The sequence below is a fragment of the Methylophaga sp. UBA4204 genome (assembly GCF_002379485.1).
In the GTDB taxonomy this organism is placed as follows: Bacteria; Pseudomonadota; Gammaproteobacteria; order Nitrosococcales; family Methylophagaceae; genus Methylophaga.
Genome location: NZ_DFTU01000047.1, coordinates 49,669 through 65,047 on the forward strand (window position 1 = coordinate 49,669; position 15,379 = coordinate 65,047).

The following is a 15,379-nucleotide window of genomic DNA, read 5'->3' on the forward strand; positions in this document are numbered from 1 at the left end:
ACCGGCCGATTTGTCAGGATACCGGCATTGTTAATATATTTCTCAAAGTCGGTATGCAAGTGCAATGGCAGACCGAGCAAAGCCTGGAAGATATGGTTAATGAGGGCGTACGTCAGGCTTATCAACATCCGGATAATGTATTACGTGCTTCTATCGTCGCTGATCCGATTGGCAGCCGCAAAAATACTGGTGATAACACACCAGCAGTGATTTACACCGAACTGGTGCCCGGCAACAAGATAGAAATTGATATTGCCGCCAAAGGTGGTGGTAGCGAAAACAAAGCCAAATTCACCATTTTGAATCCTAGCGATAGTCTGTTGGATTGGGTACTGGAAACTGTTCCCAAAATGGGTGCGGGTTGGTGTCCGCCTGGCATGCTGGGTATTGGCATTGGCGGAACGGCAGAAAAAGCCATGCTGATGGCTAAACAAAGCCTGATGGAAGATATTGATATTCAGGATTTGCTGGAACGTGGCCCACAAACGGCCACTGAAAAGTTGCGGGTTGAGTTATACGAAAAAGTGAATCAACTGGGAATTGGTGCTCAAGGTTTAGGCGGTCTAACGACGGTGTTGGATATCAAGATCAAGGATTATCCGACCCATGCGGCTTCGCTTCCCGTTGCCATGATTCCTAATTGTGCCGCCACCCGTCACGTGCATTTCACGTTGGATGGTTCTGGTCCGGCAACATTCACCCCGCCCTCTTTAACTGACTGGCCAGAAATCACTTGGCAGGCTGCGGAAAACACCCGGCATATCAATCTCGACACAATAACGCATGATGAGATTAAACAATGGCAACCTGGTGATACCTTATTACTCACCGGTCATTTTTTAACCGGCCGGGATGCAGCGCATAAAAAGATTGCTGATTTGCTGGATAGTGGTAAGCCGTTACCCGAAGGGCTGGATTTTCATAATCGCTTTATATACTACGTCGGTCCGGTGGATCCGGTTAAAAATGAAATTGTCGGTCCAGCAGGTCCCACCACGGCAACCCGAATGGATAAATTTACTGAAACCATGCTGGCGAAAACAGGTCTGTTAGGCATGATAGGCAAGGCCGAACGCGGTGAACAAACCGTCGATTTAATCAAAAAGTATCAATCGACCTATTTGATCGCGGTGGGTGGCGCTGCTTATCTGGTATCAAAAGCAATTAAATCTTCACGCTTGATAGCTTTTGAAGAATTAGGCATGGAAGCAATTCGTGAATTCTATGTAGAAAATATGCCCGTCACTGTAGCAGTTGATAGTCGCGGAAGCTCGGTACATCAAACGGGTCCTCAGGAATGGCGGCAGAAAATTGCTGGTATTCCCATTAAAACGATAACAACTTAGAGAGAATTATTATGGGCATTACAATAAGTTTACATTTACTGGCTTCGGTTATCTGGGTGGGCGGATTATTTTTCGCTTTTATGTTTTTACGCCCCGTTGCTGGGACCTTACTTGAACCCGAACAGCGCTTTCCGCTTTGGGCAAGTGTTTTTAAACGATTTTTTCCATGGGTGTGGGCGTCAGTGATCACGATATTGATTACCGGCTTCGGCATGCTGTTTATGCTGGGCGGTATGGGAGCCGTCGGTATTCATGTGCACATCATGTTGCTACTGGGAATTTTCATGATGCTATTGTTTATGCATGTATTTTTTAACCCTTACCGCAAACTCAAATGGGCTGTAGCAGAACATGACTGGATCGCCTCGGCTAATGAACTGGATAAAATTCGCAAATTTGTACGAGCAAATCTCATTCTTGGCTTAATAGTTATTGTCATTGGCTCAGCTGGCCGTTATTTTTAGTATCCATGACGCTTAAACCTTTTTATATTTCACTGCTTTCACTCGTATTGACGGGAGAAGTGCTGGCAAATGATATTAAACAGGTCCGAAACAGTGACGGTGTGGTGGAATTTAGTAATGCTGATATCGATGTTCGTAAGCCCACATCTATTCACAGCAATAAAACCATCATTTATAAATCACTTTCCAATGATGGGGAAAGTTTCAGTTTTTCTGATAAGAAACCGTTAAACGGTGACTTTGAGGTTCTGGCTTATGAATGTTATGCCTGTAATCCCACTTCAAAGATAAATTGGCATACCATCAGTCTGAATACCGACGATTATGCTGACACGGTCAGAACCATGGCCAAAAAATATAAAATTGATGCCGCTCTGGTCCGTGCCGTTATTCATGCCGAATCGGCTTTTAATGCCAAAGCTTTATCTAAAAAAGGTGCACAAGGTTTGATGCAACTGATGCCTGGTACTGCTAAAGATCTGGGGGTCACCAATGCATTTGATGTGCAACAGAATATTGAAGGTGGCGTGAAATATCTGGCCGGTTTGTTACACACTTTCGATGGGAATATCAAACTCGCAACGGCCGCATACAATGCCGGTCCAGGCGCGGTCAAACGTTACAAGGGCATCCCCCCCTATGCCGAGACAGAAGTATATGTTGAGCGCGTTGGCATCTTGCATCAGCGTTATGGACAGGAAGGCTGAGCCAGGCCATTCTGACTTAACCATAATTGTTTTATAATCAGGGATAGCTTTTTGTCTAAATTCAGCTTATTTAGAAAACGCCAGTTGTGGTTTCCAACAATTTGGGGTGGCTTAATAATTTTATTACTGCTAACCCTTTGTAGTTTGCTTCTATTAAGGCAACTGGCCGTTATCCTTGCCCCTACCGATCCAGTCGCGGATCGAACATATCTGGTAGTGGAAGGCTGGCAGGATGAAGACAGTTTGCTGGCAGCCCTGGCGATATTTAATGCTGAACAGTATCAATATATGATCACCACAGGCGGCCCGAATGTCCGTTTCTTAAGCCCGGCCCATGCTTCCTATGCTGAACAGGCGGGTGCATTTATGGTGCAGCATGGTCTGGATGCTGAAAAACTGATTATGATTCCTGCGCCGGAATCCGCACAGGAACGTACCTATCTCAGTGCGGTAATGGTGCGAGACTGGCTGGCGTTGAAAGAGACTGATTTAAAAGGGTTAAACGTCCATACCAGTGATGTACATGCCAGACGAACTCGCAGTTTATATCGTGAGGCATTCCCCAATGTCGAAATAGGTATATATGCGGCGGCGCCACAAGGTTTTGCACTCAATAAATGGTGGCAGACCAGTGATGGTGCAAAATCAGTGATAACTGAATTGATAGGTAATTTTTGGGTGGCGTGTTGTTTTCAACCGGGTGAGCCCGGTTCACATTATGAAAAATGGGCTGTTGAAAAAAGCGGCCAGACATCAGATTCCAGGTAAACTGAGCGTCAACGTACCATCACGCTGCGTCATCTCGAGATGCTTCATAAAACTCATACCAAGCAACACAATATCTTCTGACATATGAGGGTTAATATGTGCCTGAATATGCTGTAATTTGATTGCGCCGAGCTGCACGGTATCTAATTCGGTAGAATACACAGGAACCACGCCATTTGCCGTATTGACCATCGCCTGTCGGCCCTGCTTCAGACCCGCCTCTCTGGCAATTCCTGCCGGCACGCTGATATTGGTTGCACCGGTATCCAGCAAAAAGGTCACTTCATGCCCATTGATAAATCCTGGAGCAACATAGTGTCCTGCTTGATTTCGCAATAACACCACATCTGTCCCCAGACCTGCCTCCATCTCCATCAGATGGCGGTTAGGATTATATTTCTGTTCAATAAAGCCATTAAAAAATAAGGTCAGAGACCCCATTAATAACAACCAGAAAATAATGGTAAATGCTTTTGACGAGCCTTTTTGATGTGCTGGATTCATTTTCATTTAAGTTAATTCAGTTAAGGTAAAACCAATTTAATATAACCGCGGTCAGAGAATCACATTATGCGGGCAAGCCACTTGAATTACATCCAAACCTGGAGATATTAGCAAATGAACACACGCAGTCTGATGGATAAACTTCTGCAATCTGGTCAGCAGTTTCTCGACAAGCAAAATACTAGTTCCAATACCAGTGACAATAAAATTGGTCAGTTTTTAACGGGGGCTGGTGGGGGCGCTTTGGCGGGAACAGCGGTAGGTCTTCTGCTCGGGAATAAAAAAGCTCGCAAAATGGGTGGCAGTGTTCTGAAATATGGCGGTGTGGCGGCATTGGGTGCCGTTGCATTTAAAGCTTATCAGAGCTGGCAGCAAAACAATCAACAAACCGCACCTCAAGCCATGCCACAAACCTTAGACCGCTTACCCGCTCCAGAAGCTGAACTGCATAGCCAGGCAATATTACAAGCCATGATTGGTGCCGCCAAAGCTGATGGGCATATTAATGATGAGGAACGTTTGTTAATTGATCAGCAAGTTGCGCAAATCACAGATGATTCTGAGCTAAAACATTGGATAGATTCTGAGTTAAAAAAACCGGTTAATCCTGCTGAAATTGCCAAATTAGCATCTACACAGGAAATGGCCGCTGAAATGTATCTGGCCAGTTTGATTATGATTGATGAAGATAGCTTTATGGAAAAAGTGTATCTGGATGAGCTAGCACGTCAGCTTAAACTTGATGAGGCTTTAAAAGCCGAAATCCACCAGGCTAAAAACAACGCTGTCACATGATATGCTTGCCGCATGTCATTTCTACCCTCCCTGTTCATTGTGTTGCTGGGCACAAGTTTTGCCCAGTCAACGCCATTTTTTGATCCTGTTTCAGCAGAAATGGTACAACCTCCACTGACCAGTGGAAGTTGTACAAACTGCCATCTATCAGATCAGGCTAAATGGTATTTTGAGGAGGAGATTATTGCTTCCCTACCAACGCCATCTTCTGCATCAGTCAGCTTACCCAAATGGCTGGAAAAACAAGCTGAAATTAATGACAATATCCCCATATGGATTGCTTCCCCTACAGAAATTGAGTCAGCCAGGCTCAATAAATCAGGTAAATCACTTATTCTGGATGACGGCACACAAGTCAATTTTGAAACAATAGCTAAAATTCCACAAAATCAATCATTCTGGAATAAAAATACCACTGAGTTTTTTAAACAACGCGATATTCGTTTACGCGGCAAAATGACGGGGAATGCATTTATTGCGCGCACCGTCTGGCCGCTGGATTTTGCCATTAACAATTATCAGTTATTGCCACTCAGCGAAGATGAAGATTTGCAAGCTCTGGTTCAGGCTGATGATGGCGGCGTACAACAACCACATCAAAGTCGTCTGTTATGGGAGCGAACGCTCGGCTCTGCCATGGAGGCTGCTGGTAAACCGGTTTTAGGCTTGATGCTTAATGGTGCTCAGGGAGATGATCATGAAGCTCTGGCGGGGCATTTTGCAGTAGTGACCGGCCAGTTCGGTGATAATGGCAGTTACGCTGACTGGCTGGTCAATAATTTTTACAATCTGGAAACCATCAGTGAAAAAGGCATTATTGCTGCCGTCACTCCAATGGACAACTATCTGGCAGACCTCAATGCCGGACAAAATTATTATCGGCCGTCCTACATGCTGGTAGCTACGCTTAAAAATCATCAGCCAGCAGCAGAATTTCAACAATCTATTAATCAGGTAATGAATTATTTCTATCGGGGTAATTTCATTTATAACCACGCAGACGCAAACTGTACCGGCATCAGCATCGATAGCTTGCGTGCATTAAATTGGAATATCCCCACACGTGGCATAAATGGCTATGTTCAGGCGATTGGTGCCTATTTTTATACGGCTATTATTGAAATGGATCTGAATGCAGCCAGACAGATTTATGATTATCTGACGACCGAAACCACTCGCCTGTTACCAGCCGTAGCATTTGATGCTATTGGGGAAGATTTACTACGTTTAACAACCGGTCAAGCAACACGATCGCTTTCTAGCTACGAAAAAATTCTTGCTGATTCTATTGAGGCCATCTGGTTTGTCCGAATACCACAAATACCATCTAGTCGGATCTATGGTGATGCACCGGTTTACAGTTTTAGCGAATATGTGGAAACGGCACCGGCCGATAGGGATGAGTGGGTTACTATCGAGTTAGCTGAACGTAATATTCCAGCTTCTTTTCACAAGCAACCACCAGTTAATCCAAAACCACACCCTATTCCCTGGCCAATAGCACTGATTTTATTTGGTTTAAGCGGTTTTATCATTTTGGTGCTTCGCCGTTTGATAAAACACTTTTCCCGACGAAAATAAAACCGTTAGGCAATTGAGAGCAATCAAGTTTTCTCTTTAACTAACTGTTTCTTCAACTTTATGATGGTTGCTCATAAATCGACGCAGCCATTTTTCCAGCTCTAAAATCAAATACATAACAATACCCACCGCAATGATCTCGGTACCATGGCGTAATCCAATTGGTGTTGATTCAAATAATGTGTTCATAAATGGCGCGTAGGTAAAAATCAGCTGCAATAAAATGACCATTCCGATTGAAATAAACACTATAGATGAGGTGAACCACCGTTTAATTGACCACGATGCACTGTTTAAACAACGCACATTGAACAGGTAAAATACTTCCATCACCACCAGAGTATTCACGGCATATGTCCGGGATTGTTCAATTGAAGCCCCCTGAGACTGGGTCCATAAAAACATGCCATAAACCCCAATAACAAACAGTAATGACACAAAGCTGATACGCCAGACCAGAAACCCGGAGAGCATTTTTTCATCTCGTTGTCTTGGTTTACACTTCATGGCATTCTCTTCACCCGGTTCAAATGCCAGAGATAACGCCAAAGCAATTGAACTGACCATATTGATCCACAATATCTGTAAAGGAGTGATCGGTAAGGTCATGCCCGCCATTACTGCCGCAATAATACTTAATGATTCACCTCCATTGATGGGCAGTAAAAATAAGATGGCTTTTTTCAAGTTGTCATATACCGTACGTCCTTCTCTAACAGCTTTGGCAATCGAAGCAAAGTTATCATCGGCTAACACCATTTCTGCCGCTTCCTTGGCTGCCTCAGTCCCCCCTTGTCCCATTGCTATCCCTACATCTGCTCGTTTCAATGCCGGGGCATCATTTACCCCATCCCCCGTCATCGCAACAACATGACCATTGGCCTGTAAAGCTCTGACCAGCCTTAATTTATGCTCCGGTGCTGTACGGGCAAAAACATCAGTTTGGTGAACAGCATGTTGCAACTCTGCGTCACTGAGTTGTGTGAGATCGTGCCCGGTCAACACTGTTTTCGTATGATGCAAACCCAGTTTTGCTGCAATCGCACTGGCTGTTGCGGCATGATCACCGGTAATCATTTTGACCTGAATACCGGCTTTATGACAATCACTGACAGCAGTAATGGCCTCTTCACGGGGTGGGTCAATCAGCCCGATCAAGCCCAGTAACACCAATCCCTGGTCTAAATCTTTAAACTGCAATTCCCCTGTATGTTGCTCCACCGTTTTAGTGGCCACGGCCAGCACTCGCTGGCCTTCTGCTGCAATTTTTTCAATCTGTGCATGCCAATAAGTCTGATCAACTTCCACATCTCCTAGTTCTGTTCGCTGAAATTGGCAAAGCTCGATGAGTTTTTCCGGTGCACCTTTTACAGCAATAAAGTCATGGCCTTGGTGATCATGATGCAGGGTGGCCATAAAACGATGTGCGGTATCAAACGGGATAACATCACGTCTTGGGTAAAATTGTTTCAGCTCCTCCAGTGTAAAATCTGCCTTTAATGCGGCGCTAAGCATCGCTGCTTCCATCGGATCGCCTTCGGCCAGCCAATCATCACCACGTCGCTTTAATGCCGAATCATTGCAAATAGCGGCACAGCGTAAAAGCAACGTTAAAATTTCGTCCTGTTCGGTTTCAATGGCCTGCTCATCAATAGTAAACTCACCCGCTGGAGAATAACCCACACCACTGACGCTATAGTTATTTACCGAGCTCATCACAGTGGAAACCGTCATTTCATTGCGGGTTAAGGTACCGGTTTTATCAGAGCAGATAATGGATACCGCGCCCAGAGTTTCTACTGCTGGAAGCCGTCGAATAATGGCATTACGACTGGCCATGCGTTGCACACCAATCGCCAGCGTGATGGTCAGAATAGCCGGTAAACCTTCAGGAATACCCGCTACGGCCACACCAACCACAATCATAAACATCTCAATAGGCGGGGTCTGATTCAACCAGTAACCAAAGCTGAATACCAATCCGGCAATCACCATAATGACCAGGGTCAGCCAGCGAGAGAACACTGAAATTTGCTGTAGTAACGGGGTAGTGAGATTTTCGATATCGGAAATCATGCCACTGATTCGACCAATCTCGGTATGTGCTCCGGTCGCAACCACAACGCCATGTCCCTGACCGGATGTGACCAAGGTGCCGGAATACGCCATACACAATCGATCACCTAACACAGCATCTGCCGCTACCGGCTCACTGTGTTTTTCAACAGCAACCGATTCGCCGGTTAATACCGCTTCCTGAATTTGTAAGCCTTTTGCGCTGAAAACACGTAAATCTGCTGGCACTTTATCACCGGGTTCCAACACCACTACATCACCGGGAACCAACTGATCGGCTTCAATCTGCAGACGATGCCCACTACGGATTACTGTTGCATGAGGCGCCAGCATATCTTTAATAGCATCAAGCGCTTTTTCGGCTTTTCCCTCCTGAATAAAGCCAATTAGCGTGTTTAATATGACAACCGCAAGAATTACCCAGAAATCTATCCAATGCCCCAGCAAAGCGGTAAGCAACGCTGCAGCTAACAACACATAAATGATCAAATTGTGCAGCTGAGCAAATAACCTGGCTATTGCTGAACGCCCTTTAACCCGAGGCAAATGATTTTCACCAAATTGCTGCAAACGTTGTTCAACAGTTTCGGAATCCAATCCATGCTTGTCACTCTCGAGTAGTGACAAACTTTCCTTTGAACTAAGGTGATGCCAGGATTGTTCGAATGGTTGAGTCTGCATATGCTGTTTCATCAGTAACTCCTGGTAACGATCATAACCTTAGCATAACGTGTTTATAGGTTAGGCCTATGTAACGAAGTGGTTTGTTTTGATCTACATCAAGCTGCACAATAGACAAATTATGTCTTTGTCTAGAAGGAAATGAGCATTAACACTATCAGTATTTTAGGGAGCGGCTGGCTGGGCTTACCACTGGCAACTCAACTATATAAACAAGGCTTTCATGTAAAAACATCGACTCGTCATCGTGAAAGATTCTCTGAAATTGCTACAGCTGGTGCCAGCGCATTTTATGTTGATATTGACCAGATATCCGATATCCAAGAATTTTTGCATAGCGAAATTCTGATTATAAATATTACCTCTAAAAATCAAACTGGTTTTACCAATCTTATTCAGCAAATCGAGAAATCACCGATTCAAAAGATATTGTTTATCAGTTCCACCTCGGTTTATCAAAGTCTCAATCGTGAAGTGAATGAGGATGAACATGCTGAAGACCACGACAGCATCTTGTGGGAAATAGAACAGCAGTTTCAAACCAGCAATCATTTCCAAACAACCATCTTACGTTTCAGTGGTTTGATTGATAAACGCCGTCATCCAGGCAGGTTTTTCCGAAATGGTCGTCGTGTGCCTCAAGCAGATGCTCCGGTGAATCTGATTCACCTTGATGATTGCCTCGGTATTATTGATGCCATTTTGCAACAGCAAGCCTGGGGAGAAACCTTTAACGGTTGTGCTGACACCCATCCCAGCAAACGTGAATTTTATAGTTATGCGAGAAAGTTGATGGGGCTACCCGCTCCCGAGTTTGACACTGAAACAGAAGTTAAATACAAAATAATCAGTAATCAAAAAATTAAAACAAAACTTAACTATACCTTTCAACATCCTGACTTAATGAAGATTGTATTTTAATGAGTGACCAAGACTGTCCTTGCCTTAGTGGGAAAACGTATCAAGATTGTTGTGGTTTATTACATCAGGGTAAACAGACTGCAGTCACGGCTGAACAGTTAATGCGTTCGCGTTATAGTGCGTTTGTAATGCAACAGAGCAATTATTTGCAGACTACCTTGCATCCATCTCAACGACAGCCAGACGACACCAACAGCTTGCAGCAAACGATGCAAACAACACAATGGCTGGGTTTAACTATTATCGAACATTCACAAGACGGCGATGAAGCTGAGGTCGAATTTATTGCCTTTTATCTGGATAATCCGATGGGGCAATTACATGAAAGATCACGGTTTTGTCGACAGGATGGCCTATGGTTTTATCTTGATGGTGAATTTCTGCCTCCCATCAAACTTGGCCGGAATGATAAATGCATTTGTGGCAGTGGAAAAAAACTTAAACGCTGCCACGGGTGATGTTAGGTATTTTTTTCACCTAAATAACGTTTGCGTTTAGCTGGTTTTAATTGCTGCAGATCGACCATCACCAGTCCATCGATACAGTTACCGAAATTGGCATCAATATTAAAATCGATAAACCGCACACCACTTGGCTCACAAATATCGGCGTATTGTTTATAGAGTGTCGGCACCGTTACATTCATATGCGCCAGTTGCTCGCGTACCGCCGTAAAGTCATTGTCAGCATCATGATTCACTAACGTTGAATTAACCCTTTGCTTGATTTCATTATCAAATATATAGGGGACTCTGCCCTTCGCCAGATTTTCTGCATCGGCAAAATGCTTTTGATAAAAACTGACAATCAACGCCTTGGCAAAATCAGGATAGGTATTACTCAAACTGACAGGACCAAATAGATACCGTACTTCTGGATAACGTTTTAGGTAGGCACCGATGCCATACCATAAATAATCCAGGCTGCGCTTACCCCAGTATTTGGGGCTGACAAAGCTGCGACCCAATTCAATACTTACCGGGAAATATTGCTGCATTGCCGCAGTAAACTGAAACAATTCACTGGTATAGATATCACGACCTGCATTCATAATACGAGCGACTTCGCCAATTCGATAAGCACCGGCTATCTCCAGTTCCTGCTCATCCCAGAGAATTAAGTGTCGGTAATCACGATCATAATGATCTAAATCACGTCTTTTACCTGTTCCCTCGCCAACCTGTCTGAAAGTGATTTCCCGTAAACGACCAATCTCCTGCATAACAGCTGAATTTGATTGATAGTCAAACAGATATATTTTTTTATTGTCGGCCGTTTCGCCCAATAATTCAGCCTGCTGCAATTCTTTTTTGATTGCCCGACGTTCCTGCGGATGGGCAATCGTCTGCTCAGTGACAAACAGCGGTTTTTTTCCTTTGGCCAGTCGATATAAGTGGCGCCTTAATAACTTGGCTTTTTCGGCCTTTATCAACGGCAATTGTTCAACCTGTTGATAAGCAATAGACTCCCCTACCCGCATCGAGATAGTTTTGGAGTTTTTATTGAACATTTCATGCGCCAGCATCATGCCTGACAATGGTTTATAAACCATCGAGGCGCTATAAAACAGCGAAGAGTTTCTGGCTTCAACATATATCGGCAAAATGGGCGATTGCGTTTTTTTGGCAAAATTTAAAAACCCACTGTTCCATTTACCATCACGAACACCACCTGGCCGGATACGTGATACTTCACCGGCAGGAAACACAATCACAGCCTCATCATTGTTCAGACACTCAACAATCCTGGCAATACTACTTTTACGGGTAGATTTGGAGAGATTATCTACGGGCAGAAACAACGAACTTAATGCTGAAAAATTCAACAGCATGTCATTGGCAACAATTTTCACATCACGCCTGACTTCACCCACCAGTTTTAATAAACATAGCCCATCTAACGCACCTAATGGATGATTGGCGACAATGACAACACGACCTGTAGCCGGAATATTGTTACGATGACGATGCGTAATGCTATAGCTGAAGTTGAAGTAATCCAGGACCTCATCAATGAAATCAAAGCCTTCAAGCTGCTTATGCTGTTCCAGGAAACGATTAACTTCCTGTTCATGAGTGATTTTTCGGAGAAAGCCTAACGTCGGAATTCTGACCCAAGGTTTTTGATTTTGAAAATTGGGGAATTTTTGTTGAACAGCTTGTTCAATATTGAGCATACGGTTTCTCTGGTAACTTCATGATGCAAAGTCTAGAGAACACATATGACAAAAAAATAACGGTTTGATGACTGTTCAGTGACAGTCTCGCAAACCGTTATATCTAAGGGGTTTAATCAGGCCGCTTGGACAGGAATAGCATGACGCATATGGGTAATATCATTATTTTCATTCAGATATACCAACGTCGGTTTAAAGCTTTTTACTTCTTCTGCATTCATAGCAGTATATGCACAGATAATAATGCGATCGCCCGGAGAGGCTTTATGTGCCGCAGCACCGTTAACTGAGATGATATTAGAACCGTCTTCAGCTCGAATTGCATACGTCACGAAACGTTCGCCATTAGCGACGTTGTAAATATGAATTTGTTCATACTCGTGAATGCCGGCGGCTTCGAGTAATTTGCCATCAATCGCGCATGAACCCTCATATTCCAGTTCAGAATGGGTTACACAGGCACGATGTAATTTAGCTTTTAACAGTGTCAGATGCATAGCTGGCAAAATTCCGTTAGTAAGCCGTATATTATCGCTTTTTAAGAAAGCTCAAGCAAGGTTACAAGCAATATTGTCAATCAATCTTACACTGCCCACACGTCCCGCCGCCAGCAACCGCAACTCTTTATCCACTGCAGGATTAGCCAATTGCAGATCTTCTGCCCGACGAATATCAATATAATCCAATGTAAACCCGGAAGCAGTTAATTGCGTATGGGCTTGAGCCAGTAAAGCCGAATAGTCCTGATTGCCAGACTCCAGCTGTTGTTTGAGTTCAAGCAGATTTGAATACAACGCTGCAGCTTGCTGTTTCAGCGTTTCGTTTAAATGTTGATTACGAGAACTCATCGCCAGACCACTATCTTCTCTTACAGTAGCTGCGCCCACGATCTTAATCGGCAAGTTCAAATCAGCCACCAGTTTACGAATCAGCAATAATTGCTGGTAATCCTTTTCACCAAACACCGCAACATCGGCCTGCACTATATTGAAGAACTTGGTAACGACTGTGGCAACACCATCAAAGTGTCCGGGTCGCTCAAGACCACAGAGCTTGTCATCCATACCAGGCACATGAATAAAGGTATGAAAATCCTTGCCCTGCGGATACATCACCTCAGTATCAGGAGTAAATAACAGATTACAGCCCACCTGAGTCAGCTTTTTAATATCTGTCTGCAACGTCCGGGGATAGTTGGCTAAATCCCGTTTGTCATCAAACTGCAATGGATTGACAAAGATACTGACCACCACTTTGTCAGCCAGAGTCTGGGCTTTTTTCACCAGAGAGATATGCCCGTCATGAAGGTTTCCCATCGTCGGTACAAAGGCAATAGTCCGATGTTCAGCACGCCAGGTCTTTATCTGACCACGCAGGCTCAGAATCGATTCAACAATTTGCATTAATACTGTTGCTCAGCTGTGGGAAACTCACCATTTTTAACGGCTTCAACATAACGACTTATTGCTGCAGGGATGTGACCACTGTCGGCCAGGAAATCATGGCTGAAACGCGGACGTTTACCAGGAGTGATACCTAACATGTCGTGTAACACTAAAACCTGTCCATCACAGTCAGCACCAGCACCAATGCCAATAACCGGAATCGTTAGCGCTTCACTGATGATCTTCGCCAATGCCGCAGGGACGCACTCAAGTACCAGCATATCGGCACCTGCTTTTTCCAAACTAATCGCATCCTGCAGAATTTTATCCGCAGCAGACTGTTCTCTCCCCTGAACCAGATACCCACCCAGCTTATGCACTGACTGGGGTAATAATCCCAGATGACCACAAACAGGAATGCCACGTCGGGTTAAGGCAGAAATTAGTTCAACCAGCTCTGCTCCCCCTTCCAGTTTAACCATCTGCGCCCCGCCTTCGGCCATTAACCGGGCTGCATTGTGCAAAGCCTGATCAGTATTGGCATAGCTCATGAACGGCATATCGGTGATCACAAACAGACGTTCACTACCGCGAATCACATTGGCGGTATGGTAAATCATATGCTCGACCGTGACTGGCAAGGTGCTTTCCTGACCTTGAATGACCATTCCAAGTGAGTCACCCACCAATACGATATCAACTCCAGCCTGTTCCAGAACGTGACTAAAACTTGAATCATATGCCGTCAGCACGGCAATTTTGTTACGCTCGGCTTTCATTTTACGCAGCTGATTGAGACTGGTTCGGCTCATGAGTTTTTCTCTTTCACCGGCAACGGATTGTAATACTGACGACCACTCTGGATAGTGCAGATCTGATCCAGCAATTGCTGATAATCGGCTTCACTTTTCACCAAATCAATTTGTTCTGCATTAACGATCAATAATGGAGAAGCATCGTAATAATGGAAAAAATCAGCGTAGGAATCAGCCAATCGTTTCAGATAAGCATCCTCGACATGCTGCTCATAACTGATACCACGCTGTGAAATCCGGGTTTTCAGGATGGGCAGAGAGGCTTGCAGGTAAATCACCAAATCAGGTGTCCGATGGTGCATGGTCAAACTATCGTAAACCATGTTGTATAAGGCCAGTTCGTCATCATCGAGCGATATTTGGGCAAACAAACGGTCTTTTTCCAGCATGAAATCAGCAACATGCAATGAGGTAAATAAATCATCCTGTTGTAGTGTTTTGGCTAATTTAACGCGCTGCATCAGAAAGCTCAGCTGCGTTGGCAATGCGGATTGTTTGGGATGCAGGTAATAGCGTTCCAGAAAGGGGTTCTGTTCCGGCGCTTCCAACAAGGTATTTCCAGAAAAGCTATCAGCCAACCTTTTAACCAGATGGGTTTTGCCGACACCAATAGGACCTTCGACAACAATATAGCGATGTGGCAATGTTTTCATAAGCTAATCTTATCCACTAGTTGTAAATCACCTTGCGGGCAGGAGAGCAATATTTGCTGTAAAGCACCTATGCCGGGAATCTCAATATCCGGTGCTATTTCGGCCAATGGATATAACACAAAGGCCCGCTCATGCATGCCTGGGTGCGGTATTTTCAGTCGCTCATCATCTAATATTTGCTCACCGTAGAGCAAAATATCCAAATCCAGCGTCCGTTCACCCCAATGCCGCTTTCGTTCGCGTCCATGGAGTTGTTCAACAGATTGTAAAGCATCAAGTAACTGATGTGGACTGAGAGATGTTTCCAGTGAGATCACCGCATTAATGTAATCAGGTTGATCGGCTGGCCCCATGGGCGGGCTCTGATACAACGAGGATACGGTGATGATGGTTACTCCGGCTAATGACTGTACATCATTTATTGCCGTTTTTATCTGTTGCAGTGGGTTTTGCAGATTACTGCCGAGTCCAATATAAACGAGCATTATTCAACTTTTTTATTAGCAG

At 44.4% G+C, this 15,379-nt stretch carries 16 protein-coding genes; 8 read left to right on the forward strand and 8 right to left on the reverse strand.

All coding sequences use genetic code 11. The annotated features are described in order from the left end of the window. The 4 genes from B3182_RS06625 to B3182_RS06640 form a co-directional block, all read left to right on the forward strand. Positions 1-1,346, forward strand: a 1,346-nt coding sequence (locus B3182_RS06625) for a fumarate hydratase (RefSeq protein WP_292752064.1), incomplete at its 5' end; no start/stop codon positions are given. Positions 1,347-1,357: 11 nt separating this feature from the next. Next, positions 1,358-1,810, forward strand: a complete 453-nt coding sequence (locus B3182_RS06630; protein WP_292357653.1) for a CopD family protein — start codon at positions 1,358-1,360, stop codon at positions 1,808-1,810. Positions 1,811-1,815: 5 nt separating this feature from the next. Then, a complete protein-coding gene (locus B3182_RS06635; RefSeq protein WP_292357654.1) occupies positions 1,816-2,517 on the forward strand; it encodes a lytic transglycosylase domain-containing protein in 702 nt (233 codons plus the stop codon). Between the two features lie 51 nt (positions 2,518-2,568). After that, the gene (locus B3182_RS06640; protein ID WP_292357656.1) at positions 2,569-3,285 is read left to right on the forward strand and encodes an ElyC/SanA/YdcF family protein; all 717 of its coding nucleotides are present in this window, start codon (positions 2,569-2,571) and stop codon (positions 3,283-3,285) included. Here the strand turns inward: B3182_RS06640 and B3182_RS06645 are convergent. Beyond that, complete coding sequence (locus B3182_RS06645) at positions 3,271-3,795, reverse strand: retropepsin-like aspartic protease family protein (protein ID WP_292357658.1); 525 nt, start codon at positions 3,793-3,795, stop codon at positions 3,271-3,273. The genes B3182_RS06640 and B3182_RS06645 overlap by 15 nt on opposite strands. 108 nt (positions 3,796-3,903) lie before the next feature. Between B3182_RS06645 and B3182_RS06650 the strand changes: the two genes are divergently transcribed. Both B3182_RS06650 and B3182_RS06655 read left to right on the forward strand, forming a co-directional pair. Next, positions 3,904-4,584 carry a tellurite resistance TerB family protein gene (locus B3182_RS06650; RefSeq protein ID WP_292357660.1) on the forward strand — a complete coding sequence of 227 codons (681 nt, stop codon included), beginning with the start codon at positions 3,904-3,906 and terminating at the stop codon, positions 4,582-4,584. A 12-nt stretch (positions 4,585-4,596) separates the two neighbouring features. Continuing rightward, positions 4,597-6,165, forward strand: coding sequence for a hypothetical protein (locus tag B3182_RS06655; protein WP_292411224.1), 1,569 nt, complete (start codon positions 4,597-4,599; stop codon positions 6,163-6,165). A gap of 36 nt (positions 6,166-6,201) precedes the next feature. Here B3182_RS06655 and B3182_RS06660 read toward each other — a convergent pair whose 3' ends face one another. Beyond that, entirely contained in the window at positions 6,202-8,934 is a 2,733-nt protein-coding gene (locus tag B3182_RS06660) for a cation-transporting P-type ATPase (protein ID WP_292752067.1), read from the reverse strand. Positions 8,935-9,063: 129 nt separating this feature from the next. On the opposite strand from B3182_RS06660, the gene B3182_RS06665 reads away from it, so the two are divergent. Both B3182_RS06665 and B3182_RS06670 read left to right on the forward strand, forming a co-directional pair. Then, positions 9,064-9,843 carry an SDR family oxidoreductase gene (locus tag B3182_RS06665; protein ID WP_292357666.1) on the forward strand — a complete coding sequence of 260 codons (780 nt, stop codon included), beginning with the start codon at positions 9,064-9,066 and terminating at the stop codon, positions 9,841-9,843. Next, on the forward strand, positions 9,843-10,301 hold the full coding sequence (locus B3182_RS06670; protein WP_292357668.1) for a YchJ family protein: 459 nt from the start codon (positions 9,843-9,845) through the stop codon (positions 10,299-10,301). The genes B3182_RS06665 and B3182_RS06670 overlap by 1 nt, the downstream gene beginning before the upstream one ends. Before the next feature lie 2 nt (positions 10,302-10,303). On the opposite strand, the gene B3182_RS06675 is transcribed toward B3182_RS06670, so the two are convergent. The 6 genes from B3182_RS06675 to folK all read right to left on the reverse strand — a co-directional run bounded on the left by B3182_RS06675 (position 10,304) and on the right by folK (position 15,357). Beyond that, positions 10,304-12,019: a lysophospholipid acyltransferase family protein gene (locus B3182_RS06675; RefSeq protein WP_292357670.1), complete on the reverse strand. Its 1,716-nt coding sequence runs from the start codon at positions 12,017-12,019 to the stop codon at positions 10,304-10,306. Between the two features lie 116 nt (positions 12,020-12,135). Then, positions 12,136-12,516, reverse strand: coding sequence for an aspartate 1-decarboxylase (gene panD, locus B3182_RS06680; protein WP_292357672.1), 381 nt, complete (start codon positions 12,514-12,516; stop codon positions 12,136-12,138). A 51-nt stretch (positions 12,517-12,567) separates the two neighbouring features. Beyond that, positions 12,568-13,422 (reverse strand): pantoate--beta-alanine ligase, encoded by an 855-nt coding sequence (panC, locus tag B3182_RS06685; RefSeq protein ID WP_292357674.1) that lies wholly within the window; start codon positions 13,420-13,422, stop codon positions 12,568-12,570. Then, positions 13,422-14,216 (reverse strand): 3-methyl-2-oxobutanoate hydroxymethyltransferase, encoded by a 795-nt coding sequence (panB, locus tag B3182_RS06690; RefSeq protein WP_292357676.1) that lies wholly within the window; start codon positions 14,214-14,216, stop codon positions 13,422-13,424. Before panB ends, panC begins: the two co-directional genes overlap by 1 nt. Then, the gene (locus tag B3182_RS06695; RefSeq protein WP_292357678.1) at positions 14,213-14,872 is read right to left on the reverse strand and encodes a deoxynucleoside kinase; all 660 of its coding nucleotides are present in this window, start codon (positions 14,870-14,872) and stop codon (positions 14,213-14,215) included. Before B3182_RS06695 ends, panB begins: the two co-directional genes overlap by 4 nt. Beyond that, positions 14,869-15,357 carry a 2-amino-4-hydroxy-6-hydroxymethyldihydropteridine diphosphokinase gene (gene folK, locus B3182_RS06700; RefSeq protein WP_292357680.1) on the reverse strand — a complete coding sequence of 163 codons (489 nt, stop codon included), beginning with the start codon at positions 15,355-15,357 and terminating at the stop codon, positions 14,869-14,871. Before folK ends, B3182_RS06695 begins: the two co-directional genes overlap by 4 nt. Positions 15,358-15,379 lie beyond the last annotated feature (22 nt).

Bases quoted from the DNA above. Each gene is read 5' to 3' on its own strand.
- B3182_RS06630 (WP_292357653.1), top strand. From the start codon at position 1,358: ATGGGCATTACAATAAGTTTACATTTACTGGCTTCGGTTATCTGGGTG.
- B3182_RS06635 (WP_292357654.1), top strand. From the start codon at position 1,816: ATGACGCTTAAACCTTTTTATATTTCACTGCTTTCACTCGTATTGACG.
- B3182_RS06645 (WP_292357658.1), bottom strand. From the start codon at position 3,795: ATGAAAATGAATCCAGCACATCAAAAAGGCTCGTCAAAAGCATTTACC.
- B3182_RS06650 (WP_292357660.1), top strand. From the start codon at position 3,904: ATGAACACACGCAGTCTGATGGATAAACTTCTGCAATCTGGTCAGCAG.
- B3182_RS06655 (WP_292411224.1), top strand. From the start codon at position 4,597: ATGTCATTTCTACCCTCCCTGTTCATTGTGTTGCTGGGCACAAGTTTT.
- B3182_RS06660 (WP_292752067.1), bottom strand. From the start codon at position 8,934: ATGAAACAGCATATGCAGACTCAACCATTCGAACAATCCTGGCATCAC.
- B3182_RS06665 (WP_292357666.1), top strand. From the start codon at position 9,064: ATGAGCATTAACACTATCAGTATTTTAGGGAGCGGCTGGCTGGGCTTA.
- B3182_RS06670 (WP_292357668.1), top strand. From the start codon at position 9,843: ATGAGTGACCAAGACTGTCCTTGCCTTAGTGGGAAAACGTATCAAGAT.
- B3182_RS06675 (WP_292357670.1), bottom strand. From the start codon at position 12,019: ATGCTCAATATTGAACAAGCTGTTCAACAAAAATTCCCCAATTTTCAA.
- panD (WP_292357672.1), bottom strand. From the start codon at position 12,516: ATGCATCTGACACTGTTAAAAGCTAAATTACATCGTGCCTGTGTAACC.
- panC (WP_292357674.1), bottom strand. From the start codon at position 13,422: ATGCAAATTGTTGAATCGATTCTGAGCCTGCGTGGTCAGATAAAGACC.
- panB (WP_292357676.1), bottom strand. From the start codon at position 14,216: ATGAGCCGAACCAGTCTCAATCAGCTGCGTAAAATGAAAGCCGAGCGT.
- B3182_RS06695 (WP_292357678.1), bottom strand. From the start codon at position 14,872: ATGAAAACATTGCCACATCGCTATATTGTTGTCGAAGGTCCTATTGGT.
- folK (WP_292357680.1), bottom strand. From the start codon at position 15,357: ATGCTCGTTTATATTGGACTCGGCAGTAATCTGCAAAACCCACTGCAA.